Genomic DNA, 26,676 nt, shown 5'->3' on the forward strand with positions numbered 1-26,676 from the left:
AACGCAAACTCGACAGTGTCGGCCATCCCTCCCACTCGCGATAAGATGCACCTTTCAGCCTTTGCTTGCCATCTGGTGTCAGCTCGAAGAGAGTTTCAAGTAAGGCGCCTACTAGCGAGAGGCATCTCTGCGTAGCCAAGGTTGGATAGTCACTTCACGGCGTCTATGGCCAAAGTCATCGGCTCTTTCTTTTAGACGCCGGGTAAGCCAGACACGGCACAGGGGAATACAGAGGCTGCGCTAATTTAGAATGCATCGCTCGCCCAATCGTCATGACCGTGTCGAATTCGGATAATCAGAATCGAATCGTCGTCCTCGATCCGATAAACTACGAGATGAGCCTTGAAAGGATGAACTCTAACCGGCGGATGGATTTCGTCTCTTTCGCGGGCGATAAGCGGATTGCCTGCGATCAGATCCAATAGGCCGTAGAGATCATCGTGATAACGTCGCGCCTGTGCGACGCCGAACAGACGAACGCCTTGCGCCGCGATTGTAATAATGTCTTCTTCTGCCTCGACTGAGAGCTTGAAACTCATGAGTTGCCGGCGCGAGCCGTAGCTTCGGCAAAGAGTTGGTCTTTGGATCGAGTACCGACGCCACTTTCAAGCCCGTCGTCGACGAAGCGCTGCATTGCGGCAATCTTGTCATTGCGCGATTGGTCCCGCCTGATCAGGTCCCGCACGTAGTCGCTGGCATTGGAGTATCGCCCGGTTTTGGTTTGCGCCTCGACCCAGTCCTTCATCGGGTCAGGGAGAGAAACATTCATTGTCGCCATAGCAGGCCTCCATCTGTCCGATCTTCATTACTGATATTGGCAAACTTTGTCAAAAATCCGAAGGTCTCACACGGATCGACGATGAGGGGGCGCCTGTCGCGCTAGCGTCAACCGCCGCTGCAACGGCTTATCGCTGGTCACAGTCAGTCGGTCCCATCACACTCGCAACGCCTTCTCGGTGACTGCATCGAAGAGTTGCACTTTGGTCAGCTCTGGTGCGATCGATATCGAGTCGCCAGCGTGCAGCGCAAGACGGTCACGGACGGTTGCCACGATCTGCACGTCTCCAAGGCCAGCCGTGATCTGCGTTTCAGCGCCCGTTGGTTCGATCAAGGTGACGTCAGCCTGCGCGCCACCCTGGTTGATCGTCAGATGTTCCGGGCGGATGCCATAGATGACCTGCTGGCCGCGGGTGACTGGAACGTCGGCGGGAATGGGCAACCTCGCGTCTCCATTCGCGATAAACTCGATGGGACCTTCGGCACTGATCTGGCCTTTGATGAAGTTCATTCCCGGCGAACCGATGAAGCCGGCGACGAAGAGGTTGGTCGGGCTGTCGTAGAGGTCGAGCGGCGATCCGATCTGCTCGACATGACCATCGCGCATGACGACGATCTTGTCTGCCATGGTCATCGCCTCGATCTGGTCGTGCGTGACGTAGATGGTGGTGGTTTTGAGGCGCTGGTGCAGTTGCTTGATTTCCGAGCGCATCTGGACGCGCAGCTTGGCATCCAGATTGGACAATGGTTCGTCAAACAGGAAGACCTGCGGCTGGCGCACGATGGCGCGCCCCATGGCGACGCGCTGGCGCTGGCCGCCGGACAGGTTTCTTGGATGGCGGTCGAGCAGTTTTTCCAGCCCGAGAATTTGAGCTGCTTCACGCACGCGTGCCTTGATCTCTTCTTTCGGTGCCTTCGCCAACCTCAGGGAAAAGCCCATGTTGGCCTCCACCGTCATATGCGGATAAAGAGCATAAGACTGGAACACCATGGCGATGTCGCGCTCCTTCGGGGCGACGTCGTTGACGACACGCCCACCGATCGAGATGCGTCCGCCGGAAATCTCCTCCAGGCCCGCGATCATCCGCAGAAGGGTGGATTTTCCGCAGCCCGAGGGACCGACAAGAATGACGAACTCGCCGTCCTGAATGTCGATATCGACCCCATGAAGGATTTCCAGGTGACCGTAGTTCTTGCGGGCATTCGCGACGCTGACTGACGCCATAATTCTCTCCGACTGAAACTGTGTGACGTGTGGCCGCCGTACCGGCAGCCTGCCGCACCACTTGAAATTTACTGGCTGGCCGTGGCCGTGGAATAGGGCGCCAGCGCCGCATCGATTGCGGCGAGGCAAAGATCGCGAGCTCGTGGCGCCACGCCTCCTGTCACGACGTCAGGATAAACACGAGCGAGATACTGGCTGATCAGCGTTTCCGGGATCGGATCGGGAAGCGCTTTCATCAGCGTTTCCACCGCGCCGGCAGCCTGCCTGTCGGGCCAATAGTAGCGGATACGGTCGCTGTAGCTGAAGTGGCGCTGCAGCCTCAGTTCCTCGGCCGACCCTATGTAATGACCCGTCCAATGTCGCGGCTGGCTCAACATGATCGCGTCCATCTCGGCATGCAGGCTATCCGACCCGCCAGCGAGTACCTGCCTGATGGCATCAAGCCCGTAGAGCGCCTCGCGCAGTGCGAAGGTCAAGCCGGGACCGACTTTCAGGATAGCGAAACCGTCATCAACGAGAGCCGAAAGCTCGGCAACGGTCTGGTAATCCGTCGAATGGGCCTCGAAGAGGAGTCCCGGCATCCGGGAAAGCGACGATGCCAATCCCCGGGCGCGGTCCGGCTTGTAAAGGACGACATTCGCATTACCAAACTCGACGCCTGGCTGGACGACGATCCCGATCACGCGGTCCATGGCCGCTCCGGCGCCAGCCTTCTCGAAAGCCGATGCGTGGATGGCGATCGTCTTCAGGGCGGCGTCGGGAGAGGTGACCTCAAGCTCCTCGATCGCATGCGTCGCGCCGCCGGGAGGAGGGACCTCCGTGCCGATAATATACACCGGAGGCCGCTGCCGGATGCGGCGTGCCGTGTCCTCCGCGACCCGTGCCAGACGTGCCGCCCTTTCGGCGGTTACCTCGTCGTCGAGCGCCGGCGGTTCCCCGGCGCATCCCATCGACGTGTCAAGATGCAGCTTCTCGAAGCCTGCCTCGACATAAGCCGCGACCATTGCCTCGGCTCGAGCCATGGCTTCGTCCGCGCCCAGCTTCTTCCAGGGGTTGGGACCAAGATGATCGCCGCCGAGGATGATCCTCTCCAGTGGGAAACCGACCTCTGTGGCGATCCGCTCAATGAACCGCCGGAAGGCTGCCGGAGTCATGCCCGTATAACCGCCTTCCTGGTTGACCTGGTTGCAGGTGGCCTCGATGAGGACCACGGTGCCTTCCCGTGCCGCCCGCCGCAAGGCGGCCTCGATCACGAGTGGATGTGCCGAGCACACTGACGTTATCCCGCGCGGCAAGGCTTGTTGGCGCGCGCCAAAAAGCTTGGAGAGCGCGCGCTCACGATTTTGATCGAGGGCGTCGCTCATACCAACGTTACAACCTTGGTCAGGTGTCGCGGCGATACCGTGTCTATGCCTCTCGATTGCGCGACACGCTCACCGAGCATCTGCAGGGCAGGGAGAACGACGAGTGCGGCGAGCGAAAGATCGGCGTCGACAGCGAGTTCGATATCGCCAGGTCCGCCGAGGCCGATGACGATAGCGCCCTTTTCCCGCAGCTCTTCGACGAGTTTGGCTTCGGCATCCTTCTGGTCGGTGCTGTAGAGCATGACGGTCGCGGTCTTCTCGTCCACAAGGCTGATTGGGCCATGGCGATATTCAAGCGGATGGAAGGGCTGGGTCAGGACCTGGCTCATTTCCATCAGCTTCAGCGCGCCTTCGGCGGCCAGGCCGAAAAGCGGACCGCCGCCAAGAAAAACGAAATGGCTGCGATCGAGAACCTGTTTGCTGAGCGAAGCGTCGAGCGCATCAGCGAGCTCTTTTGCGGATGCCACGGCCGATGCGGGGATCTCATGGCCGATCATCTGCAAGCCAAGCAGCAGCATGAGGCTGGCCGAGACCGACATGACGATGCCTTCCTCGCTGTGGGTCGGCGAGGCGACGACGTCGTCGCTGCATTTTGCAAGCGAGCTCTCGGCCTCGACGGTCAGCGCGGTGACGAAGGCGCCGTTTTCCCGGCTCTTCTTGGCGGCAGCGACCGTCTCGGTCGTTTCACCGCTGCGCGAGATCGCGACGACATGCGTGTTCTTCCAGTCCGGCCAGAAGAATGATGGGCGATTGAGCCATTCGGCGCCAGGCACGGCGATCGCACGACGACCGGCATTGTTCGCATGGGCCGCCAGCGACATGGCGAGGTAGTAGGATGTTCCGCAGCCGACATAGACGAGCACGTCGTCGCGCGTGGTCGCGGTGTTCGAGCCCAGTGCCTTCTCCCAGAAGGGGAACTGCTCGCGGATGACTTTTTCGGTCGTGTTCATGGTGGCTCCGATTACTTGACCGAGCCGGCCAGCAGACCGCTGACGAGGTATCGGTTGAGGAAGATGACGACGAGGGCGGGGATGACGATCGCGATGGAACCGCTAGCCGTGATCAGCCCGTAGTCGATGAAGTTTTTCGTGACGAACTCGGGAATGAGAACAGTCAGTGGCTTGGTCGCCTGCGGCGAGAATATGAGGGGCACGAGATATTGCCCCCAGGCGCCGAGGAAGGTGAGGATCGCGGCAGCGGTCAGGCCGGGACCAGCCAGCGGCAGCACGATATTGAAGAAGATGTAGAGACGTCCCGCGCCATCGAGCTGCGCGGCTTCCTCCAGCGCCAGGGGCAGGGCCTCGAAGACGCTGCGCAGTAGCCAGAGCGAGAGCGGCAGGTAGGCCGAGACATAGATCAGGGCGACGCCGACATAGGTATCGACGAGATGCATCTTGATCATGATCTGGTAGAGCGGGATCAGCACCGCATAGGCCGGGATCGCCAGCGTCGCGACCACAAGGCCGAAGAGCGCGTTGCGGCCGGGGAAGCGTATGCGGGTGAAGGCGTAGGCGCCCAGCGCGGAAATGGCCACGCAAAGGAGCGTCGCGGCCGCCGAGGTGACGACGCTGTTCAAGAGCGCCGCGCGAAACTGCCGCCACACCTCAACGCCGCCGATACGATCGACGTTGATGCCGAGCAGCCGAGAGTAGTGATCTAGCGTGAAATGTTGAGGGAAGAAGTTGATTGGCCGGACGGAGAAGTCGTCCGTCGGCGTCACCGAACTGGCGACCGTCCAGTAGATCGGACCGAGCGACCAGATCAATAGCACGGCGACGCCGATCCATATCATCAGGCGATAAAGAAGGGTGGGTTTCATCAGTCGAACCGTGTGTTGCGATAGACCCGAAGGACGTAAATGAGCGAGACGAGAAGCGAGACGAAGGTGATGACGACGGAAAGCGCCATGCCGTATGAGAACCGCAAGTTCTGGAAGGTCTCCAGATAAATCTGCACGAGGATCGGTCGCGTCTCGAGACTGGAGCCGGCAAGAACCCAGGCCTCGTCGAAAAGATTGAAGGCGTTAACCGTGGCGTTGGTCATGGCAACCGCGATCGCGCTACGAACAAGCGGAAGCGTGACAAGCGCGAACATCTGCGGGCGTGTCGCGCCATCGATGCGTGCCGCTTCATAAAGATGCGAGGGAATGCTCTGCATCGCCGCGAGAACGATGACGATCGTCAGCGGCATCATGCGCCAGACATGCACGACGGTGACGGCAATGATCGCGCTCGTCCGATCGTTGAACCAGACGTGGTTTTCGAAGGGAAGGCCGAGCGAGGTGAGGATGCCGTTCAGCAGGCCCGCGCCAGGCTGATAGATCCATAGCCAGATCACGGAGTTGACGACACCGGGAAGCGCCCAGGGAAGAATGACCGCCGCGAGAACCCACTGCCGGCCGACCTTCAACTGATTGATCAGCGAGGCGGCGAGCACGCCGAAGACCGTTTCCGCGAGCACTGCGAGCACGACATAGATGAGCGTGTTGACCCAGGTCGTGCCGAGCTGCGCGTCCGACAACATGCGCGTGTAGTTTTCCAGGCCGACGAAGGGCGTGCCGGCCTGCATCGGATTGACCCGGTGAAGGCTGTCCCAAAGCGTTCGCGCCATAGGATAGAAGACGAGCGCCGTCATGGTGATGAGAATGGGCGACACCAGCAGCACGCCGAGAATGGTGTCGGCATTCAAGCCGACACCCTTCTTGGCCGCGGTCTCCTTATAGGCGACAGCAGTCATTGCGCCATCGCCTGCTTGGCGGCGTAGGCGATGCTTTCGACAGCCTGGTCAACGCTCATCTGACCCTTGGCAGCGCTGTTGATCGCGGTGTTCACGCCGCTGGAGAACTGCGGGTACCAAGGGGGCGTGCCCTGCGGGAACAGCGCCTCGACCGTCTTAGACTGCGCCACGAGCGCATCGCCGCTGTTCAGCTTGCCTTCCGAGTTGAGCTCGGCCAGTGCCGACGTGCGGGTCGGCAGGAAGCCGTTCGCCATGTTCTTCTTCTGGAATTCGCGGCTCGTGAACCACTTGACGAAGGCAACAGCCGCTTCCTTGTTGGGCGAGACGTTCGGGATCGCAAGCGCCTCCGGCAGGCCGAAGCTGCGAGTCTCGCCGCTTTCGGTCGGAACCAGGATCGCCTCGACCTGACCGGCGACCTTGGACTGCTTGGGATCGTTCATCTGTCCAAGACGGCCGGGTTCGCCCGAGATCATGATGCTGGTCAGACCCTGGGAGAACATACCCTCGTTGATCTGGCTATCCTTGAGACCGGTGGAAGCCGGATCGACCAGGCCTTCCTTCAAAAGCATCAGTTCGAATGCCAGCGCCTTGTAGCCGGCGGAACCGGGCTTGGTGAAGAGCGGGTTGAAATCCTTGTCGAACAGCTCGCCGCCAAATGCCTTGGTCAGCAAGTACCAGCTCGTCGAGGCACCCTCTGTCGCGGACACCGGCAGGCCGATCGGATAGGTGGCGATGCCCTTTTCCTTGATTTTCTTGGCCGCTCCCACCAGCTGGTCGAGCGTCTTCGGGGTCTCGGTGATGCCGGCATCCGCGAAATGCTTCTTGTTGATGAGCATCACGCGGAAGTCGTTCGAATAGGGGACGCCAAGCAGCTTTCCATCGACCGTGAAGATCTTGGCAACGCCGATGTCCTTGGTGGAGTCCGCGTCTATCACATCGTTAAGCGGCATATACCAGTCGGCTGCCGCGAACTGGCCCGTCCAGGACCAGTCGAACTCGGTCACGTCGGCCGGCGCCGTGCCGGCAACCAGTGCCGTCACCAGCTTCGGGCGGATATCGTCCCAGGAAAGCGTCTGCAGGTCGACGTGGATGCCAGTTTCGGCTTCGAACGCGGCGGCGATATCGGGGCCCTGCGGCGACGGCATCAATACGGTGATCGATTCACCGGCAAGCGGCTTGTCTTGCGCGGCCGCCGGAAGAGCGACGGCCAGGGCGGCTGAAGCGAGCAGTGATAAGATTGTTTTACGCATGTTCCCATCCTTCTTTGTTATCAAGAATTTACGTGATTTTATTGCGCAAACGCCGCATTTGCCGATGCGACGACGTGCCCGATCCAGCCTTCGTCCATGGGCCAGTCGAGAAGTTGGGCGGCAGCGAAGAGCGCTCCGCCGATCGGGGGTAGTTTCGGAGCAATCGGGGGGCGACCGATGCGTCGCTCGAGGGCTTTCAAAAGGATCGTGCTTCGGAACGTGCCGCCGGCAAATGTCCAGTCGGCTCCCGGTTCACAGTGGCCGGCGATCGCACGGTGGTGCTTGGCGAGCTCGTCCGCCGCGAGGTCGAGGAGAACAATGGCGGCCGTGTCGCCGTTTAGTGCGGCCTTGTCGACCACGGCGGACAGCGCAGCGATGCTTGACCGTTTCGCATCAGACGTCGCCCAGGCACCGAGGCTGTCCATCGGGTTGGTTGGGTCGAGTTGAAGGTGATCAAAGACAGCCTTTGCCAAGGCGGTCGGCGGCAGACGTCCATCCAGGCTCTGGCTGACAAGATTGAGCGCCAGCCTGCCGATCCAGTAGCTGCTGCCTTCGTCGCCGATGATGTCGCCCCAGCCGCCGGTCCGGGCGGCTTCGCCCCCTGCATTGCGCGCCCAGGCCATGGAACCGGTTCCAGAGAGTACGAGAATACCCGACTTGCCGGCGAGCGCGCCGAGATGGGCGGCATCGACATCGTTGAGAACGCGTGTCCGCGCATTCGGGAAGGCTTGCGCGATGGTTTCTTCCAACTGTTGGGAAAGATGGGCGACCTCTCCGTAAACGGGCAAGGCGGCCGCCACGGCGGTCAATCGCCTTTCGCCGCGAAACGGTTCGATCCGCGCCTCGAGTTCGGTCCGCCAGGCTGGATTGTCCATGGCGTTGACGCCACCACCCAAACCGGTACGAAGGATGCGTCCGCTGCGATCGGCAAGCGCCACCATCACCTTTGTGCCGCCGCCGTCGATGCCGAGGATCAGGTCGGTGCTCAAGACTTCGCTCCCTGGTCGGCGAAAATTGTCTCGACGGCAAGGTCGCCAAGCTGCGCGCGCCAGTCCTTCGACAGATCGGCATCGGTGATCAGCTTGGCACTGTTCAGCGGCGCCACCTTGTAGGTTGCCGTCGTGCCGAATTTCGAGGAGTCCGCGAGTACGAAGCGATGGCTGGATCGGGTGAGCATCTTCCGATTGAGGCTCGCTTCGGCGCTGTCCACGCTATAGATCGCGCCATCATTGCTCACCGCGCTCGCGCCGAGAAACAGCTGGTCGAACCAGATCGTTTCCAGCATGGCTTCGGCCTGGGGGCCGACGAGCGATGCATTTTCGCTGCGCAACTGCCCGCCGAGCAGGACGACGTCGAGGTTCGGGACGTTCATGAACTCCTGCGCCACGATCAGCCCGTTGGTGAAGATACGCAGCGGCATGGGATTGATGCGGATCAGCTTGGCCAGCTGGAGCACCGTCGTGCCGGCATCGAGGAAGATTGCGGTGCGGGGGTGAAGGCGCTCGTGGGCCGCATTCGCAATAGCGCGCTTGGCAGCCAATTGACGCTTCTCGCGCTCCTGAAACGCGAGCTCCACCGAAGACCCTTCGGCGATGCGGGCGCCGCCGTGTACCCGATCGATCGCACCAGCCTCCTGCAAAAGCTGCAGATCGCGCCGCACGGTCGCGAGCGAAGCGCCGACCGCATCCGCGATGTCCTGGATCGTGGAAAATCCGTTCGCATACAGATGACTGCGGATGAGGTCTTGCCGATCGGTCTTGAGGCCGCCGCTCTGGTTCAAGGCATGCTCCCTTTTTGGCTTTATAATTTCAATCAGGTTTTCATTTGAAAAGATCAATGTCAATCACTATTATGATTTTTTATGATCGTTTTCCTTGCGCACAAAGAAAACGGCGCCTTAAACAAGGCGCCGCTGAAAAGGGTAGGGGTGTGCTCAGTGATACTTTGGCAGCAGGTCGCCGTGTTGTTCGATCAGATCATCCACCATGTGCCAGATTTCGTCGGGCGACAGCTCGGCGGATGTGTGCGGATCGAGCAGCGCGGCCTGGTAGATCCGGTCCCGCTTACCGGTCAGCGCTGCCTCGACGGTCAGTTCCTGCACCGAAATGCTCAATCGCATGACGGCTGCGAGCTGCGATGGAATCCTGCCGATCCGCGTCGGCTGGATGCCATTGCGGTCGACATGGCAGGGCACCTCGACGATGCATTCCGGCGGAAGATTCTCGATCAGGCCGTTGTTCGGAACATTGCCATAGATCAGCGCCGGCTTTCCGGTCACGGCCGCGTGGATGATGCCGGCGGCATACTCGTTGCTGCGGCACACCTCGATCGGCTTGCCACCCTCGAGGTCCTTGCGCAACGCATGCCATTCGGCAATCTGCACCTCGCATCGGCGGATATACTCGTCGAGCGGTATGTTGAGTTGCTCCACCAGTTCCGGCCGGCGATCCTTGATGTACCAGGACGTATATTCCGAGAAGTGCTCGCTGGATTCGGTGACGAAATGGCCGAGCCGTTTCAGGGCATCGAAACGGACACGATCGTCGGCGGGAGCCTTGCCCTCATCCGCCAGCGCCTTCAGCCTCGGATAGAGATCTTCGCGGCCACCATTCGCTCCGATCTTCTCGTATTTGAGAAAGAACGCGATGTGATTGATACCGGCGGAGACGTAGTTGATGTCGTCGATATTCTCTCCAAGGCACGCTGCAAGGTGGCCGGCGGTGTGTTGCACGCTATGGCACAGGCCTACATTGCGGATGGTCGGAGCGATCTCCTTGATGGCCCAGCAATTGATCGCCATCGGGTTGACATACTGCATCAACAAAGCATTCGGGCACACCTCCTCCATGTCGTGGCAAATGGCCTCGAGTACCGGGATTGTTCTGAGACCCCGGAAGATACCGCCGATGCCGAGGGTATCGGCAATCGTCTGTCGCAAGCCGTATTTCTTCGGCACGTCGAAATCCGTGACCGTTGCTGGCTTGTAGCCACCGACCTGCATCATCAAGATGACGAAGTCCGAGCCCTTGAGTGCCTCGCGACGATTGAGCGTCGCCTCGATCCGCACCGAGGGCAACTTCAGCGCCTCACATATGCGTCGCGCGACAATCTCGGACGTCTTCAGACGCTCCGGATCTATGTCGAAAAGACTGATTACATAATCATGGTCGGACGAGGTCGATAGCACGTCGCCCAGAATGTTCTGGGCAAAGACCGTGCTTCCGGCTCCGACGAGGCAAATCTTCGGCATAAGGTTCTCCTTTGATGAGATCGACCTTTCATGCCCCTTTTAATTGGGACTTTCTTCTCAATAATAGGGAAATTATTCTCGGATCGGAGCAGACGACGGTGAACGGAGAAGAAGCTGGTACGCAAGGCAAGTGGCTCGGCTCACCACGCGACTTTCTCGTTGAAGAGCATATGGCCGATACGATGACGTCAGCGCATTGGCACGATCACATCGAGATCAATCTGCTTCGCGAGGGCTCGATGACCTACCTTTTCAACGGAAAGCAGGAGCATGTCGAGGCGGGGCGTCTGGTCTTGTTCTGGGCGGCGATCCCCCATCAAACGATTGTCGTGACGCCACAATCACCGCTCGTCTGCGCCTATCTTCCGCTCGCGGACTTTCTGGCAATGCCGATCGAGGCAACCGCCAGGCAGGCCATCCTGCAAGGGGCGTTCATACACGAGCCCAATCCCGCCGAAGGCGCGACGCTTTCAGGCGCCCGGTGGGTCCGTGAATGGTCCGCTGGCGATCAGGCGCGGCGGCAACTGGTCAGCGATGAGGTTGCTCTTCGTGTGCGCCGGCTTATCCTTGACCATGCAGACGCTGGCATCACCCGCCGCGAAGCGACGGCGCTCGCCGGTCCGGGTATACGCTATACGCAGGCTCTCACGGAGATAATCAGCAAGCGCTACCGTGAACCACTGACGCTCGCATCGATCGCGAAGCTAGCTCGCGTGCATCCCACAACCGCCAACAGGGCATTTCGCAACGTGCTAGGGATATCTGTCATGGAGTACCTGACGCGGTTTCGGTTGTCGCGTGCCATGCAACGGCTGGCTGAGACTGACGACCCGATCCTTGAGATCGCACATGACTGTGGTTTCGGTTCCCCCGCGCGTTTCTACGCTGTTTTCAAACACCATACGGAAGACACCCCTCGCAACTTTCGCATGATGATGCGGATGAGAGCGGGCTAAGCTATGTGTTCGATTTGTTGAGCCAACTCCCTTTCGGCCGTCGGAAGCGAACCATTGATCGTCCAGGCGCAGATTGATTCATATCAATTTTCGAAATCAGTCTTCCGGCCAGATGACGGTGGAAACGAGTAGAAAGGCCGCCTTTCACGAAGGCGGCCTCGATCTCTTGTGCTCGTGCACAGAGCGCTACTACGGATTGTTGTTCGTGCGACCCGAGACTTTCGACCAGCCCAAGGCGTGATAGAGCACGATCGCACCGATCGTTTCGGCGCCGATGCCGTCGAGCATAATCCTGCGACTTCAAGCTTGAAGTTGCCGGCGCCAAGCGCGAGCACGACGCCGACCGACGCCTCTTGAGCAACTGATCGTATCAGAATGATGCCAGGGTCGCGGGAAGAAAAAAGGGCCGACGGCAAAAGCCGCGGCCCATAAAGTTTGAAGGTCAAAAAACCTCCAGAGGGGAACAGCCAATGCAACGGAACTGGGAGGAAACCGTCATATGCATTAGCTGTAGGCGTTATGCCTGAATATTGACCACCTGGAAAACATTTATTGCGCAATGCAGCTATGCAGTGGCCGCGAGGGCTATGGCGGGCGACGATATGAGGCGACGCATTTTAATGTCCGCATGAAGGAAGTTGCCGGTTGCCGGTTGCCGGGGTCATCCACAACCCATAGACTGTGGCAATCATATGGATCACCGAAATCCAAACTGGGGGAGCCCTCAATGACCCAGCAGTCAATCTTCGAGCTTCATCGGCTCCGAAACATCGAAGCCAATCTCGGGACGTTGCGTGTGGTGGGCGCAACCCTGCCGATCTGGATTATCGGCGTCCCGCTGGTGGATTTGTTCCCTAATCACGGCAAGGGATTTGCATCCGCGGTCTTTGCGATCACATCCATTTTTTTCATACTGGCAATTGCTCGTCACGTGCTTTGCAGCTGGATCGTGGGTCCCGACCATCGATTTTTCAACGACGCTCGGCGAGTTGCAGCCTTCATCGATCGCACTAGGGAACGCGGCTACATCCCCCTGCGCGGACCATCCAAGCTGTTCAAATTGAAGGCGCTCAATCTGCTCCTCCTGCTTATCGGTTGGGCAACCCTGCTGTCGTTCATTCTTGGTGGATACCGATATCTGATCGACGGCTTGAGCGCCGGGCAACCGTGGCCGACCTATGCCGGAGTGATCTTCGAATGGGGAATGCCAGCGGCAATGCTGAGCTGCATCTGGCTCGCAATCCGCGGCAGCGTGCGGGTGGTCCGTAGCACCGACCCCAACGATCTTCCATTGAAGCAGTCTCAAAACGACCCGAACAGACACTAACCGTCGAAACGGCTCGTCTATGCCGCAGGATAAAGGGAGGTCAAGCGAACCTTCCGGACTGTTTCACCACGTCGTTCCGGTCCTCGGCGGCCGGTCGCGATCGACGATATGAGCAGCCGACATCCTGCGCCAGAGCGCGCAGTCGATTTGCGAAAACGTCACCTTGAGAATTGTTATCGCTCGCTGCGACCAATTGAGTATCGGGGCGCTCGCCAAGCACCGAACCTTATGGCTATTCCGTTACCCAGCCCGAACAGGTTGCGCTTGGCCGCACGATCGGCGCCCTTTTGGAACTTGAGCTGAGTGATTTGACCAAGACCTTCGAGGAGATGCGCTCCGACAAGGTACGCCAGGCCGCCGAACTGATCGGCGCGGCTTCGTCACAATGTGATGAACCTCGGCATCAATCAGGGATCGTGGGACGAGGACCCTTGCCATGACCGGCCCGAAGGACGTGCTGATCCTGGTGACGCTGCCGCCACATCAGCCGATTTCGCGGCCGATTCTCAGCTGCCGCGACGAGCCGTCTCAATGTCATCACCATCACCGACCGCACCTCGATGCTGGAGGCTCAGCGTTATTCCAAAGTCGTTCTGTCCTGCCATGTCGCGAGCTTCGCCCTCGGTCCTTCGCATACGACAATCCTCAGCACGGTAAGACTTCTGGCACTGACCTACGCTGCTCACACCGGTCGATCCGCGCAGCAGCGCGCCGAAATCATTTCGGCCATCCACGAAGAATTGGGTGATTTCGGCTGAGACGCTTGCTCGCAGCCGGGCCTTTCCGGCGTTGAGGACTGATGATCCGTGCGAGCTGGCAAACCACTAGCCACATCGCGTGAGAGAACTGACGCAATTGAGGTAGCAAAGCATAGGTGGGGCAGAAGCGCCTGCCTTGATCGACGGCTCGCGGGATCGACGCGCGATCGGCTCGTGACCGACAGAAAGTCTCTCATCGCCGGTCACCCGAAACCTTCTTCTCCATTGTTGCAAATTAGGCAATTAAATCGAAAGCATTAGTGCAATTGTTTGCGTCCCTCGATCCGTGGCAATTTCCAGTCATCAGCCGAGCAACAGCGTCGTCTGAAGCTTGAAACGACAAGATTACGGGATATGAAATGACCGAGATTTTTTCTTCCATGACGCGTCGCCGCGCACTGCTCTCCGCCGGCGCGGCCGCAACGACCATGGCAATCTCACCCGCCTTTACATTCGCAGCGAGCGCTGCGCCCGCAAACACTAAAACAGAAGGAAATACTGAAATGGCTACCATCACCACCAAGGACGGCGTCGAAATCTTCTACAAGGATTGGGGTCCGAAGGACGCACAGCCAATCGTCTTCCACCACGGCTGGCCGCTGTCGTCGGATGACTGGGACGCGCAGATGCTGTTCTTCCTGTCGAAGGGTTACCGCGTCGTTGCCCATGATCGCCGCGGTCACGGCCGCTCCGCCCAGGTTGCCGACGGACACGACATGGACCACTACGCAGCCGACGCATTTGCCGTCGTCCAGGCGCTCGACCTGAAGAACGCCGTCCATATCGGCCATTCCACCGGCGGCGGTGAAGTTGCTCGCTATGTCGCGAAGTTCGGCCAGCCGGCCGGCCGTGTCGCCAAGGCTGTTCTGGTATCGGCCGTTCCGCCGCTGATGCTGAAGACCGAAAACAACCCCGAGGGTCTGCCGATCGAAGTGTTCGATGGCTTCCGTGCCGCGCTTGCCGCCAACCGTGCGCAGTTCTTCCGCGATGTCCCGGCTGGCCCGTTTTACGGTTTCAACCGTGATGGCGCCAAGGTTCAGGAAGGCGTGATCCAGAATTGGTGGCGCCAGGGCATGATGGGCGGCGCCAAGGCGCACTATGACGGCATCAAGGCCTTCTCCGAAACGGACCAGACGGAAGACCTGAAGGCGATCACCGTTCCGACGCTTGTCCTGCACGGCGAAGACGACCAGATCGTACCGATCGCGGACTCCGCGCTGAAGTCGGCCAAGCTCCTGAAGAACGGTTCGCTGAAGACCTACCCGGGCTTCTCGCACGGCATGCTGACTGTCAATGCCGATGTGCTGAACGCCGACTTGCTCGCTTTCGTGCAGTCCTAACGAAAAGACCTGGCCGTGGCGGACATCCGCCACGGCCAGTTGCTCCATTTCCTTGACCTGATACAGATCGATACCACCATGCAGCTGACGCCCGAACTTGTTGCCCTGACCATCCGAGATGTCCGTGATGACGGACCGGAGCCGGGCTGGACGCCGCTTTCGGAAGCTGAGCTTGACGATCTCGTCGACAGGATTGAACGCGAAGCGGCAGGTGAGCCTCTTCTCGTCTTTGCCTATGGGTCCCTGATCTGGAACCCGGAGTTCGAACCCGCCAGCCGCGAACGAGCCACCGCTTATGGCTGGCACAGGTCGTTCTCCTTGAAAATTCAGCGCTGGCGCGCAACCAGCGACCAGCCCGGGCTGATGATGGCGCTTGAGCGCGGCGGCCAGTGCGATGGTATCGCCTTCGAGCTTTCAGCCGATCGCCGCCGCCAGGATCTGCGCGCGCTCGTCGCGCGCGAGATCAAGTATAGTGAAGTGATCGACATGGTGCGCTGGCTTCCGGTCAGAACTGAAAGCGGCGCCAAAAAAGCCCTGACATTCTGGGCCAGCACCAAGCGGGCCGGACTGACGAAACCGCTGCCGGCGGCGGAAGCTTCCTCGCTGATCGCGGCAGCCTGCGGTCAGGGCGGCTCCTGCGCCGAGTATCTACACAACACGATCGTCGATCTTCAGGCGGAGGGCATCCGCGACCGTAACCTATGGCGCCTGCAGGCGCTGGTCGCAGCCGAGATTTTGGCGCGGCGCAAGGCGTAGCCCATTGTGCCTACCGGCAACCTGCCAGGAGGCGATGGCGTTGATACGATTTTACTAATCGCATTCGTCGCGGTAGCATGATCGCGGTCTGGGAGGACTGGCGACATGCTGGAGTTGGATTTCGGGTTATCCGAAATGGCGGAGGCTATCCGTGAGACGACGCATCGGTTTGCGACAGAGCGTATTGCCCCGCTTGCCGCGAGGATTGACGAGGAAGACTTGTTCCCGGTCGAAATCTGGCCCGAGATGGGCGCACTTGGCCTTCACGGCATTACAGTGCCCGAAGAGCATGGCGGCCTTGGGCTTGGCTATCTCGAACACGTTATTGCGTGCGAGGAAATCAGCCGCGCCTCGGCATCGGTCGGCCTGTCCTATGGCGCGCACTCCAATCTCTGCATCAACCAGATTTCGCGATGGGGAACCGCCGAACAAAAGCAGCGATACCTTCCCTTTCTGATATCTGGCGCGCATGTCGGCAGCCTTGCCATGTCGGAAGCGGGCGCCGGTTCGGACGTGGTCTCGATGCGCCTGCGCGCCGATAGGGTCGATGGCGGTTACCGCCTGAACGGCACCAAATTCTGGATCACCAACGCGCCTTATGCCCATACGCTGGTCGTTTATGCCAAGACCGTTCCCGATGGTGGCTCGAAGGGCATTAGTGCTTTCCTGGTCGAAAAGGGTTTTGAGGGTTTCTCGATCGGGCAGAAGATCAACAAGGTCGGCATGCGGGGCTCACCGACCGCGGAACTGGTTTTCGACGACTGCTTCGTTCCGGAAGAAAACATCATGGGCCCGCTGAATGGCGGCGTTAAAGTGCTGATGTCCGGGCTCGACTACGAGCGCGTCGTGCTCTCAGGTATTCAGCTCGGCATCATGCAGGCCTGTGTGGATGTGGTGCTTCCTTATATCATGGAGCGCAAGCAGTTCGGAGCCCCGATCGGGAGTTTCCAGCTGATCCAGGCGAAGGTGGCGGACATGGTCGTGGCACTGAATTCCGCCCGCGCCTACGTTTACGCAGTGGCACGAGCCTGCGATGCCGGCAAGACGACGCGGCATGATGCAGCCGGGGCCATTCTTTATGCGTCGGAGAGTGCGGTCAAAGTGGCCGAGCAGGCGATCCAGGCTCTGGGCGGCGCGGGATATACGAAAGACTGGCCGGTGGAGCGGTATTGGCGGGATTCGAAATTGCTCGACATCGGCGCCGGTACCAACGAGGTGCGCCGCATGCTGATCGGGCGCGAAGTCATAGGTGCTGAGGGGAGGGGCTGATGCCGGAACTGCAGACCATGCTCGATTCCAGCTCGAAAACCTTCGCCGCCAATCATGCGCATAATCTTGCTCTGGTGGAGACACTTCGATCCAAGGTGGCGCAGGCAGCCCGAGGTGGTTCCGAAAAGCATCGCGAGCGGCATGTCGAGCGCGGCAAGCTTCTCCCGCGCGACCGCGTCCAGCGCCTTCTCGACCCCGGCTCGCCGTTTCTCGAGATCGGACAGCTTGTCGCCAATGGCATGTATGACGACGAGGCGCCCGGCGCGGGCATGATCGCCGGCATCGGGCGTGTCTCGGGCGTCGAATGCATGATCGTGGCGCACGACCCGACGGTGAAGGGCGGCGCCTATTTTCCGATGACGGTGAAGAAGCATCTGCGGGCGCAGGAGATCGCCTGGGAAAACCGACTGCCCTGCATCTATCTGGTCGACTCGGGCGGAGCCAATCTGCCGCATCAGGCCGAGGTCTTTCCAGATCGCGATCATTTCGGGCGCATCTTCTACAATCAGGCGCGGATGTCGGCGGCGGGCATCGCCCAGATCGCCTGCGTCATGGGGAGCTGCACGGCGGGTGGGGCTTACGTACCCGCGATGTCCGATGAAACCGTCATCGTGCGCAACCAGGGAACGATCTTTCTCGCCGGCCCGCCGCTGGTGAAGGCGGCGACGGGTGAGATCATATCCGCCGAAGAACTCGGCGGTGCCGATACGCACGGCCGGAAATCCGGCGTCGTCGACCATGTCGCCGAAAACGACGAGCACGCGCTCCTGATCGTCCGCGACATCGTCGCCACGCTCAATCGGCCGAAGCGGGTGGATATCGAGGTGGCCGAGCCACAGCCGCCTAAGCTCGATCCGGAGGAGCTTTATGGCATTGTTCCGCGAGACGTGCGCACGCCATACGACGTCCGTGAGGTCATCGCCCGTATCGTCGACGGATCGGAGTTGCAGGAGTTCAAGGCGCTCTATGGCACCACGCTGGTCTGCGGTTTCGCGCGTATCTGGGGTATCCCGGTCGCCATTCTCGCCAATAATGGCGTGCTCTTCTCCGAGAGTGCGCTGAAGGGCGCCCATTTCATCCAGCTTGCTTGCCAGCGGCGCATCCCGCTGCTCTTCCTGCAAAACATCTCCGGCTTCATGGTCGGCGGAAAATATGAAGCCGAGGGGATTGCCAAGAACGGCGCGAAACTGGTGACAGCGGTGGCAACGGCATCGGTGCCGAAGGTAACGGTGCTGATCGGCGGCAGCTTCGGCGCGGGCAATTACGGCATGTGCGGCCGAGCCTATCAGCCGCGCTTTCTGTTTACTTGGCCGAATGCGCGCATTTCCGTCATGGGCGGTGAGCAGGCGGCCTCGGTTCTGGCGACCGTGCATCGCGATGCCGAGAGCTGGAGCGCCGATGAGGCCGAAGCCTTCAAGGTGCCGATCCGGCGGAAGTACGAGGACGAGGGCAACCCCTACTACGCAACCGCGCGGCTGTGGGACGACGGCATCATCGACCCCGCTCAGACACGCGACGTGCTCGGCCTGGCCTTCGCGGCGACGCTGAATGCGCCGATACCAGAGCGCGCCCAGTTCGGTCTGTTTCGCATGTAGTCGCGAAGGCAGGGAGAGGAGAGACCGTGATAGACAGCCTGCTGATCGCCAATCGCGGCGAGATCGCGAGGAGGATCATAAAAACGGCGAAACGGCTCGGGATCCGCACGATCGCCGTGCACTCCGAGATCGATGGCGACATGCCCTTCGTTCGCGAGGCGGACGAGGCGGTATGCATCGGCCCGGCGTCGGCCAAGGAGAGCTATCTCAATGCCGACAGGATCATCGAGGCCGCCATCAGGACTGGCGCGAAGGCGATCCATCCGGGATACGGCTTTCTGTCGGAAAATGCCGAGTTCGCAGAGCGGGTCACGGCCTCCGGTCTGATCTGGGTCGGCGCGCCGGCGGCTTCGATCCGGGCCATGGGCCTGAAGGATGCAGCCAAGAAGCGGATGATCGCGGCGGGCGTCCCGGTCACGCCAGGCTATCTCGGCGAGGACCAAACGGACGAACGACTGCGGCGCGAGGCGGAAGCGATCGGCTATCCTGTCCTCATCAAGGCTGTCGCCGGTGGCGGCGGCAAGGGGATGCGTCGGGTCGATAGCGCAGCGGAATTTCCAGCGGCGCTTGCCAGCTGCCGGCGTGAAGCCGTTGCCGCCTTCAGCGATGACCGGGTGCTGCTCGAGAAATACATCCTCTCGCCCCGGCACATCGAGGTCCAGATCTTTGGCGACACACACGGAAGCGTCGTTCACCTGTTCGAGCGCGATTGCTCGCTTCAGCGACGCCACCAAAAGGTCATCGAGGAAGCGCCGGCGCCGGGCATGGATGCGTCGACGCGAGAGGCTGTCTGCAAGGCCGCGGTCCAGGCAGCGCGCGCGGTCGATTATGTCGGCGCGGGAACGATCGAGTTCATCGCGGATTCGTCCGACGGACTTCGCGCCGATCGCATATGGTTCATGGAGATGAATACCCGGCTGCAGGTCGAACATCCTGTGACCGAGGCCATCACCGGCCAGGATTTGGTGGAATGGCAAATCCTGGTGGCATCCGGCGAGCCGCTGCCTCTGCGCCAGGAGCAATTATCGATCAACGGATGGGCGATGGAAGCGAGGCTCTATGCCGAAAATCCGTCCACCGGCTTTCTGCCGTCGACCGGGCGGCTGAGCCATTTGCGGTTTCCCGATGGCATAAGGGTCGATAGCGGTGTCGAGGAAGGCAATGAGATCAGCTCCTATTACGATCCGATGATCGCCAAGCTGATCAGCCACGGCGCGACGCGACAGGACGCGGCGCGGCGATTGGCCCGGGCGGCCGGTTCCGTGGAGGTCTGGCCCGTGCGCACCAACGCAGCCTTCCTCGCGCGCACGCTTGATCATCCCGATTTTAAGGCCGGCACGGTCGATACCGGCTTCATCGAAAGACACGCGACCGATCTCATCCCGCCGACCGAACCCAGCGGGCGCGTGCTGCAAGCGGCGGCACGGGCGATCCTGCCGAAATTGGGCGGCGATATATGGACGATGGTAAGCGGCTTGCGGATGAACGCGCCGGCGTCGCGGGAAATCGGCGTCGAGGTCGGCGGCGCGGCATATTGGGTGGAACTGCGCGATGATGGTGGCGAGCCGGCCGTGACCCACGCCGGCGTGCTGTTTCTGGACGGCGAAGCCTGGGCTTTCGGGCCGCCACGCGCCGGTCATGCCGGAGGGAGCGCCGGCCATTCCGATGGCGCGATTGTTGCGCCGATGCCGGGCAGGGTGATCGCGTTGATGGTCGACAAGGGAGATCGGGTGACCAGAGGGCAGCCCCTCGTCGTCATCGAGGCAATGAAGATGGAGCAGACGCTGAGCGCGCCCTTCGATGGCGCCGTTTCGGAGATGAAGGTCCTTGCCGACGCCCAGGTCGTCGAAGGCAGTGTCCTCATGCAGCTGGAAGGAGACCAGTGATGGCCGGGCGTCATTTCGAGGACTGGACCATCGGCGACAGAATTGCGCACGAGATACGTCGCACGGTCACCGAGACAGACAATCTCCTCTTTTCCACCATGACCCACAATCCGCAGCCGCTGCACATCGATGCGGAAGCGGCCAAGGCCAGCGAATTCGGCCAGATACTGGTCAACGGCACCTTCACCTTCGCGCTGATGATCGGTCTTTCGGTCGGTGATACGACCCTGGGGACGCTGGTTGCGAATTTGGGTTATGATAAGCTCGTGATGCCGAAACCCGTTTTCATCGGTGATACGATGCGCGCCGAAACCGAAATCGCCGATCTGAGGGACAGCCGATCTAGGCCGACGGCCGGCATCGTTACCTTCCAGCACGAGTTGATCAATCAGCGCGGCGAAGTGGTTTGCAGATGCCTGCGCACCGCACTGGTGCAAAGGAGACCGACATGAGGTTGCGCTCACTGCTCTTTGTGCCAGGAGATCGTCCGGATCGCATGTGGAAGGCGCTCGCGCTTTCCGCCGATGCCCTCATTCTCGATCTGGAAGATGCCGTTGCGCTTGTCGAGAAACTCGCGGCAAGAGAGGCTGTCGCGACGTTCCTGCGATCGGCCGAACGGCGGACCAAGCTCTTTGTGCGGGTGAACTCACTGGGGAGTGGCCTTCTGGAGCAGGATCTCGCGACCATTCTCGATGCCCGGCCCGACGCGCTTGTCTTGCCGAAGGCCGAGGGCAGCACAAGTGTCGAGGTCTTGGCGGCGCTCGCCCCCGGTGTGCCGATCATGCCGATCGCGACGGAGACGCCCGCGGCAATCTTCCAGCTCGGAAGCTATGCGGCCGTTCGTCACCTGATCCTGGGATTGACCTGGGGGGCGGAAGATCTGCCAGCGGCGATCGGTGCGACACGGTCGCGAAATGAGGATGGCAGCTATACCCATCCCTATGAAATGCTGCGCTCCCTGACATTGTTTGCCGGTCACGCCGCCGGCGCCGCTGCCATCGAGACCATCTACCCGGCACTCGGCGACCTAGAGGGCCTGCGGCGCTACGCGCACCGGGCGCGCTGCGATGGCTTTACCGGGATGATGGCAATTCATCCCTCTCAGATCCCCGTTATCAACGAGGCCTTCTCGCCGACGCGGGCCGACGTCGAAAAGGCCCGAGCCATCGTCGCGGCATTCGAAGCGAATCCGGGAAAAGGCGTGCTTCAACTCGATGGCCGGATGATCGATGCACCGCACCTGCGGCAGGCGCGGCGCATACTGGAACTTGCGACGGAACCAGCGTGAATGCTTGCGAACGAAGCGGCTGTCAGTTTCGAGTGGCTATCCGACGCCGCCAGGCCGCCGCGTTGACATTCCCGCGGAACGGTGAGGGGACGACGCTCATCCTTTCAGCTCAGCATCCGGTCGTTGCCAACCGGTCGCTTGCCGAAGCGGGGTTGCCAATCGTGTCGCCACTGCTGGACATGAGCGATAGCGCGGTCAGATCAATGAGACGTCACCGGCCGGAATAATGAAGCCTCCGCGACAACAGCCTTGTAGTCACACGCGAACCTTGCGAAGCGCATCGGTGATCTCGCTTCGGGCGACACCGATCAGCTGCTCCATCGCGTGCCGAGCGGCCTCCGGCCTGCGCATTCTGATTGCTTCAAGCACGTCCTGGTGCTTCAGGATCGCCTGCTCGTGTGACTGGCTGGCGCGGTTCGTCAGACGGAAGCTCGCCAGAAGCGCGGCGCGGATTGCGCTGGCGAACTGGCGATAGACCCAGTTGCCGCTCGCATCGATAATGGCCGTATGGAACTCGAGGTCGGCGCGACTCCAGGCCTCGTTGTCACGTGAATTGGCCTCGACCATGTCCTCGAAGGCCTTGGAGATCTGGTAGAGTTGGCGTGCGGTTGCATTCGCGGCCGCATGCGCGGCGGCCGCGGGCTCAAGCAACTGGCGGGCGTCGATCAGTGACATGTAGAAGTTCTCGTCGGTGCCGATGGACAGCAGCACATCCAGAACCAGCGGATCGAGATAGTTCCAGTTCTCGCGTGGCAGCACCGTCGTTCCCGCCCGCGTACGCGACCGCACAAGCCCGAGCGCGGACAAATACTGCATCGCCTCGCGCAAGCTCGTACGGCTGACGCCAAATCGCTCGGTAAGCTCAGCCTCGTTGGGCAAGGTGGAGCCCTCCGCCATCTCGCCGGAAACGATCTTCTCGACGAAGTGATGCAGAAGTGCCTCGCGGACACTGCGCTTTCCGCGTGCTGCTATTGGGTCGCCGTCTTCCGTCAGATTGCGTGCCGTTCTTGCGCCTGCCACTCGTGTCCTCCCGATTCATCTTCTGCAAATGCCCGCAACACGCAGCAGTAGTCAATCACCGATAAATCGTCAAATAAATACGATTTATTATCCACAAATTTGATGGAACTCGGGCCTTTTCGGCGATCCGGCGTCACACTCAGGCAAAATTCCGAAAATAAATCGTATTTATATTGACATTTGTACGATGATGAATAGTTTCCAGTCGTCGTGGAGAGGGCGGCAGATGAGCCTTGGCCTTCGCCGGTGGTCAATTTTTTGGGAGGAAAAAATGAAACGTTTCAGCCGCGTCGCATTGGCGGCGATTAGCGCCCTTGCTGCCTCAAGCGCAGCCCCTGCCTTCGCGCAGGACAAGGACCTGAAGGTCGGCGCGATCTACATGGATGCCCAGGGCTTCTATGCCGGCGTCCGCAAGGGTATCCAGACTGGCGCCAACGACGCCGGGCGCAAACTGGACGTGGTGGAAACCAATGCGCAGGGCGATGTCAGCAAGGAATCGTCGTTCATCGATTCACTGATCTCCGCCGGCGTTCAAGCGATCATCGTCTCGCCCGTTTCCGCCGACGGCTCCTACCGCGCGATCCGCCGCGCGCATGACGCCGGCATCCCGGTGGTCTGCTATAATACCTGCCTCAACGACGCCGACATGAAGGAATATATCTCCGCCTATGCCGTCGGAGACCCCTACGACTTTGGACACAAGCTCGGCGAGGCAGCGGCCGATTACTTCATCGCCGAGAAAAAGGATGCGCCGAAGATCGCGGTCCTCAATTGTGAATTTGTCGAAGTGTGCGTCACGCGCCGCAAGGGCTTTGAAGATGCCCTGAAAGCCAAGGTTCCCGGCGCCCAGATCGTCGCGAACCAGGAAGGTGCCGTTCTGGACAAGGCGGTATCCGTCGCCAGCACCATGCTTTCCTCCAACCCGGATATCGATGCGTTCTTCGGCGAGGCCGGTGGCGCCACGCTCGGCGCCGCTCGCGCGGTCAAGAGTCAGGGCAAGACCGGCAAGGTTGTTGTCTTCGGCGGCGACATGACCACTGAAATCGCACAGGAACTTTCAGACTTCACGGTCATCAAGGCCGTGGTCGACATCTCCGGCCAGGGGTTGGGCAAGTTGGCTCTGGCCCAGGCGATCAAGTCCATTGACGGGCAGGCTCCGGCCGACATCAAGGTTGCCTACGACATCGACCTCTACAAGTCTTCCGACGACGGAAAGGCTTGGCTGAAGGCACACGCGGACGGCATCCCCTGATCGCGGATCCTCTCGCTTGCCTTGAAGAAAGAGGCCGCCGGCCCACCGGCGGCATCGCTCCATGAGTGGAAAGACCTATGACACAAGCCACCAATCTTCAGCCAGCGTCATCGCCCATCGTTGCATCCGTCATCGGCTGTACGCGTCGCTACCCTGGCGTGCTTGCGCTCGACAACGCCACGTTCCAGGTGGCGGCCGGTGAAGTCCGGGCGCTGCTCGGAAAAAACGGCGCCGGAAAATCGACGCTCATCCGCATGCTGACCGGTGCCGAAATCCCGGACAGCGGATCGGTTTCGATCAACGGCGCGGAACTGTCGCATGCCGGATCGGGGCGCGCTCAGGAGTCATTCGAAAAGGGTGTTCGGGTTGTCTATCAGGAACTCAGCCTGGTACCAGGAATGACGCTTGCCGAGAACCTGTTCCTCGGCCGCTGGCCGCGCAAGGGCGGCGTTATCCAATATGCGGAGATGGAAGCCGCGGCAGCCGAAGCGATGGGACGGCTGGGCCTCGACCTGCCTCCCAACAGGCTGGTTGCTGGCCTCAGCCCCGCCGAACGGCAGCTTCTGGAGATTGCCCGTGTTCTCGTCGGCAAGCCGACGATCGTCATTCTGGACGAGCCGACAAGCTCGCTTGCAGCGGCCGAAGCGGAAAAAGTGATGGCCGCGGTGACGCGCATCGCTTCCGAGGGCATAGCCGTGATCTATGTTAGCCACCGCATGAACGAGATCCGCCAGATCGCGCATTCGGCGACCGTGATGCGTGACGGGCGCATCATCGACACGGTTGACGTCAAGGGCGCCGACACGCGCGAGATCGTTCGGCTGATGCTGGGATCGGAAGCTTCGCGGACGGCCGCTCTTGAAAACACCGGCAGTGACAAGGTCGTCCTCGAGGTGCGGGATCTGGCGCTTGCGCCTAAGCTGAACTCCGTTTCCTTCGCACTCAGGAAAGGCGAGGTGCTCGGCATTGCCGGCCTTCTGGGCTCCGGGCGAACGGAGCTGCTGCAGTCGATCGCCGGTGTGCGCCGTTTTGATGCCGGTCAGTTGCTTGTCGATGGCGCGACCGTGAAGCCTGGCCGCTACAAGGAGATGCTGCGCCGTGGCTTCGGCTACACACCGGAGAGCCGCAAGGAAGAAGGCATCGTCCCGTTGCTGGGTGTCGATGAGAATACGCTCTCGACCAACTTCTCCGGTGTCAGCAAGACAGGTGTCCTGTCGAGCCGGATGATGGCGGAAGCAACACGGCGCGTGATCGATCGGCTGCATATCAAGGCAGCGCGCACCGACACGCCGATCGGCACGCTCTCCGGAGGCAACCAGCAGAAGGTCGTCATCGGTCGCTGGGTCTATGCCAACAGCCGTATCCTACTTCTCGACGAACCCACGCGTGGCGTCGATGTCGAGGCCAAGGCGCAAATCTATGCAATCATCCGTCAACTCGCGGCCGAGGGCCGGAGCGTGATCTTTGTCTCCAGCGAAATCGAGGAACTTCCGCTTGTTTGCGATCGCGTCCTCGTCCTCAGAGACGGCACGCTGCAAGACGAGTTCATATCACCCAACATCGATCAGGATGCCGTGATGGCCGCCTGCATCAGCGGACATTGAGGGAGGCACCAGATGTCACTCGAACAGACGGCCAAGCCGTCCTCAAGATCAAAATCCAGCAAGTCGGGCTTTGGTCTGTCGCAACACATGAACGAGTTGAGCCTCTTCGTCGCCATTATCGTTCTCTACGTCGTGTTTACCTCGTCCGCGAACGGCTTCCTGTCGTTCAACAACCAGATCAACATCCTGCGCGATGCCGCCACGATCGGGATCGCTGCCTGGGCGGCCACGCTGATCATCATCGCCGGCGAAATTGACGTCAGCGTCGGACCGATGGTGGCGTTCATTTCCGTCGTATTGGCTTTCTTCCTGCAGTGGGGTGCTCCGACACCGCTGGCCTTTGCGCTTGCGATCGTGGTCGGTGCTTTGCTGGGATCCATCGCAGGCGCGCTGCGCGCCTATTGCGACGTTCCATCCTTCGTTGCCACACTCGGCCTGTGGAGCGCGCTGCGCGGTACGGCCCTGTTCGTCACGGATGCGCTGCCTGTCTCCATCGGTCGCAACGACATGCTGGACGCGCTTGATCGCTCGCTGTTCGGCGTGCCGCCGGCGGCAATCATCATGCTGGTGCTGTTTGCGGCCTTCGCGTTCATCAGCAGAAAGACAGCCTTCGGTCGGTCGGTATTCGCGATCGGCGGCAATGCGCATGCCGCGTTCCTGAGCGGCATCAGCGTATCGAAAATTCGGGTCGCGTTATTTGCCATTGCCGGCGCCATGGCGGCAATCTCCGGCATCCTGCTCGTCTCGCGTCTCGGATCGGGCAATGCAACGGCTGCCACCGGCTTGGAATTCGACGTGATCGCGGCGGTAGTGGTCGGCGGCACATCGCTGTCCGGCGGCCGCGGGTCCATGCTGGGAACGCTTCTTGGTGTGCTCGTCATCACACTGATCGGGAATGGCCTCGTGCTGCTCGGTATCAACCCGTTCTTCCAGCAGGTCGTGCGTGGTCTCATTATCGTCATCGCCGTGCTGGCAAACATCCAGGCGATCAAGCGCAGCATGTCGCGAAACAAGGGCTGAGCG

The 26,676-nt window shown here is 60.7% G+C and carries 26 protein-coding genes; 13 read left to right on the forward strand and 13 right to left on the reverse strand.

Translation table 11 applies throughout. From position 1 onward, the window contains the following. Positions 1 to 245: 245 nt before the first annotated feature. From ACVTFQ_RS27180 to melA, 11 genes are all read right to left on the reverse strand, one after another. Complete coding sequence (locus ACVTFQ_RS27180; RefSeq protein WP_111564555.1) at positions 246 to 539, reverse strand: type II toxin-antitoxin system RelE/ParE family toxin; 294 nt, start codon at positions 537 to 539, stop codon at positions 246 to 248. After that, positions 536 to 778 carry a type II toxin-antitoxin system ParD family antitoxin gene (locus ACVTFQ_RS27185; RefSeq protein WP_111564556.1) on the reverse strand — a complete coding sequence of 81 codons (243 nt, stop codon included), beginning with the start codon at positions 776 to 778 and terminating at the stop codon, positions 536 to 538. The genes ACVTFQ_RS27180 and ACVTFQ_RS27185 overlap by 4 nt, the downstream gene beginning before the upstream one ends. A 156-nt stretch (positions 779 to 934) precedes the next feature. Further along, the gene (locus tag ACVTFQ_RS27190) at positions 935 to 2,002 is read right to left on the reverse strand and encodes an ABC transporter ATP-binding protein (RefSeq protein WP_111564557.1); all 1,068 of its coding nucleotides are present in this window, start codon (positions 2,000 to 2,002) and stop codon (positions 935 to 937) included. 68 nt (positions 2,003 to 2,070) lie between these two features. Then, the gene (locus tag ACVTFQ_RS27195) at positions 2,071 to 3,366 is read right to left on the reverse strand and encodes a D-tagatose-bisphosphate aldolase, class II, non-catalytic subunit (RefSeq protein ID WP_470424266.1); all 1,296 of its coding nucleotides are present in this window, start codon (positions 3,364 to 3,366) and stop codon (positions 2,071 to 2,073) included. Next, complete coding sequence (locus ACVTFQ_RS27200; protein ID WP_111564559.1) at positions 3,363 to 4,316, reverse strand: SIS domain-containing protein; 954 nt, start codon at positions 4,314 to 4,316, stop codon at positions 3,363 to 3,365. The genes ACVTFQ_RS27195 and ACVTFQ_RS27200 overlap by 4 nt, the downstream gene beginning before the upstream one ends. A gap of 11 nt (positions 4,317 to 4,327) precedes the next feature. Continuing rightward, positions 4,328 to 5,185, reverse strand: coding sequence for a carbohydrate ABC transporter permease (locus tag ACVTFQ_RS27205; RefSeq protein WP_111564560.1), 858 nt, complete (start codon positions 5,183 to 5,185; stop codon positions 4,328 to 4,330). After that, a complete protein-coding gene (locus ACVTFQ_RS27210) occupies positions 5,185 to 6,102 on the reverse strand; it encodes a carbohydrate ABC transporter permease (RefSeq protein ID WP_111564561.1) in 918 nt (305 codons plus the stop codon). The genes ACVTFQ_RS27205 and ACVTFQ_RS27210 overlap by 1 nt, the downstream gene beginning before the upstream one ends. After that, positions 6,099 to 7,352, reverse strand: coding sequence for an ABC transporter substrate-binding protein (locus ACVTFQ_RS27215; RefSeq protein WP_470424267.1), 1,254 nt, complete (start codon positions 7,350 to 7,352; stop codon positions 6,099 to 6,101). The genes ACVTFQ_RS27210 and ACVTFQ_RS27215 overlap by 4 nt, the downstream gene beginning before the upstream one ends. 38 nt (positions 7,353 to 7,390) lie before the next feature. Next, positions 7,391 to 8,341: an N-acetylglucosamine kinase gene (locus ACVTFQ_RS27220; RefSeq protein ID WP_112435605.1), complete on the reverse strand. Its 951-nt coding sequence runs from the start codon at positions 8,339 to 8,341 to the stop codon at positions 7,391 to 7,393. Beyond that, a complete protein-coding gene (locus ACVTFQ_RS27225) occupies positions 8,338 to 9,132 on the reverse strand; it encodes a DeoR/GlpR family DNA-binding transcription regulator (protein WP_111564564.1) in 795 nt (264 codons plus the stop codon). Before ACVTFQ_RS27225 ends, ACVTFQ_RS27220 begins: the two co-directional genes overlap by 4 nt. 153 nt (positions 9,133 to 9,285) lie before the next feature. Further along, entirely contained in the window at positions 9,286 to 10,602 is a 1,317-nt protein-coding gene (gene melA, locus ACVTFQ_RS27230) for an alpha-glucosidase/alpha-galactosidase (RefSeq protein WP_112949531.1), read from the reverse strand. A 14-nt stretch (positions 10,603 to 10,616) separates the two neighbouring features. Here melA and ACVTFQ_RS27235 point away from each other — a divergent pair, with 14 nt between their 5' ends. Next, positions 10,617 to 11,558: a helix-turn-helix domain-containing protein gene (locus ACVTFQ_RS27235; RefSeq protein WP_470424268.1), complete on the forward strand. Its 942-nt coding sequence runs from the start codon at positions 10,617 to 10,619 to the stop codon at positions 11,556 to 11,558. Positions 11,559 to 12,285: 727 nt separating this feature from the next. Further along, positions 12,286 to 12,885 (forward strand): hypothetical protein, encoded by a 600-nt coding sequence (locus tag ACVTFQ_RS27240; RefSeq protein ID WP_111564567.1) that lies wholly within the window; start codon positions 12,286 to 12,288, stop codon positions 12,883 to 12,885. 40 nt (positions 12,886 to 12,925) lie between these two features. Here the strand turns inward: ACVTFQ_RS27240 and ACVTFQ_RS27245 are convergent, their stop codons facing one another. Next, positions 12,926 to 13,105: a toprim domain-containing protein gene (locus tag ACVTFQ_RS27245; RefSeq protein ID WP_470424269.1), complete on the reverse strand. Its 180-nt coding sequence runs from the start codon at positions 13,103 to 13,105 to the stop codon at positions 12,926 to 12,928. Positions 13,106 to 13,445: 340 nt separating this feature from the next. Between ACVTFQ_RS27245 and ACVTFQ_RS27250 the strand changes: the two genes are divergently transcribed. From ACVTFQ_RS27250 to ACVTFQ_RS27285, 8 genes are all read left to right on the forward strand, one after another. Continuing rightward, the gene (locus ACVTFQ_RS27250) at positions 13,446 to 13,643 is read left to right on the forward strand and encodes a hypothetical protein (protein WP_112989000.1); all 198 of its coding nucleotides are present in this window, start codon (positions 13,446 to 13,448) and stop codon (positions 13,641 to 13,643) included. A gap of 503 nt (positions 13,644 to 14,146) precedes the next feature. After that, entirely contained in the window at positions 14,147 to 14,983 is an 837-nt protein-coding gene (locus ACVTFQ_RS27255; protein ID WP_313760460.1) for an alpha/beta fold hydrolase, read from the forward strand. Between the two features lie 78 nt (positions 14,984 to 15,061). Continuing rightward, positions 15,062 to 15,739 (forward strand): gamma-glutamylcyclotransferase, encoded by a 678-nt coding sequence (locus ACVTFQ_RS27260; RefSeq protein ID WP_111564597.1) that lies wholly within the window; start codon positions 15,062 to 15,064, stop codon positions 15,737 to 15,739. A gap of 105 nt (positions 15,740 to 15,844) precedes the next feature. Beyond that, positions 15,845 to 17,008 (forward strand): isovaleryl-CoA dehydrogenase, encoded by a 1,164-nt coding sequence (locus tag ACVTFQ_RS27265; protein ID WP_113177587.1) that lies wholly within the window; start codon positions 15,845 to 15,847, stop codon positions 17,006 to 17,008. Further along, complete coding sequence (locus ACVTFQ_RS27270; RefSeq protein WP_470424270.1) at positions 17,008 to 18,603, forward strand: carboxyl transferase domain-containing protein; 1,596 nt, start codon at positions 17,008 to 17,010, stop codon at positions 18,601 to 18,603. Before ACVTFQ_RS27265 ends, ACVTFQ_RS27270 begins: the two co-directional genes overlap by 1 nt. Before the next feature lie 26 nt (positions 18,604 to 18,629). Then, on the forward strand, positions 18,630 to 20,489 hold the full coding sequence (locus ACVTFQ_RS27275; RefSeq protein ID WP_112980978.1) for an acetyl/propionyl/methylcrotonyl-CoA carboxylase subunit alpha: 1,860 nt from the start codon (positions 18,630 to 18,632) through the stop codon (positions 20,487 to 20,489). Beyond that, on the forward strand, positions 20,489 to 20,941 hold the full coding sequence (locus ACVTFQ_RS27280) for a MaoC family dehydratase (RefSeq protein WP_112437131.1): 453 nt from the start codon (positions 20,489 to 20,491) through the stop codon (positions 20,939 to 20,941). Before ACVTFQ_RS27275 ends, ACVTFQ_RS27280 begins: the two co-directional genes overlap by 1 nt. After that, positions 20,938 to 21,777 carry an HpcH/HpaI aldolase/citrate lyase family protein gene (locus ACVTFQ_RS27285; RefSeq protein ID WP_111564574.1) on the forward strand — a complete coding sequence of 280 codons (840 nt, stop codon included), beginning with the start codon at positions 20,938 to 20,940 and terminating at the stop codon, positions 21,775 to 21,777. The genes ACVTFQ_RS27280 and ACVTFQ_RS27285 overlap by 4 nt, the downstream gene beginning before the upstream one ends. Positions 21,778 to 22,032: 255 nt before the next feature. On the opposite strand, the gene ACVTFQ_RS27290 is transcribed toward ACVTFQ_RS27285, so the two are convergent. Then, positions 22,033 to 22,797: a FadR/GntR family transcriptional regulator gene (locus tag ACVTFQ_RS27290; RefSeq protein ID WP_111564575.1), complete on the reverse strand. Its 765-nt coding sequence runs from the start codon at positions 22,795 to 22,797 to the stop codon at positions 22,033 to 22,035. 271 nt (positions 22,798 to 23,068) lie between these two features. Between ACVTFQ_RS27290 and ACVTFQ_RS27295 the strand changes: the two genes are divergently transcribed. The 3 genes from ACVTFQ_RS27295 (at position 23,069) to ACVTFQ_RS27305 (ending at position 26,673) form a co-directional block, all read left to right on the forward strand. Then, positions 23,069 to 24,049: a substrate-binding domain-containing protein gene (locus tag ACVTFQ_RS27295; RefSeq protein ID WP_111564576.1), complete on the forward strand. Its 981-nt coding sequence runs from the start codon at positions 23,069 to 23,071 to the stop codon at positions 24,047 to 24,049. A gap of 77 nt (positions 24,050 to 24,126) precedes the next feature. Then, positions 24,127 to 25,653, forward strand: coding sequence for a sugar ABC transporter ATP-binding protein (locus tag ACVTFQ_RS27300; protein WP_470424271.1), 1,527 nt, complete (start codon positions 24,127 to 24,129; stop codon positions 25,651 to 25,653). Between the two features lie 12 nt (positions 25,654 to 25,665). Beyond that, positions 25,666 to 26,673, forward strand: coding sequence for an ABC transporter permease (locus ACVTFQ_RS27305; protein WP_113200980.1), 1,008 nt, complete (start codon positions 25,666 to 25,668; stop codon positions 26,671 to 26,673). Positions 26,674 to 26,676 lie beyond the last annotated feature (3 nt).

Source organism: Rhizobium sp. O111 (genome assembly GCF_055616315.1).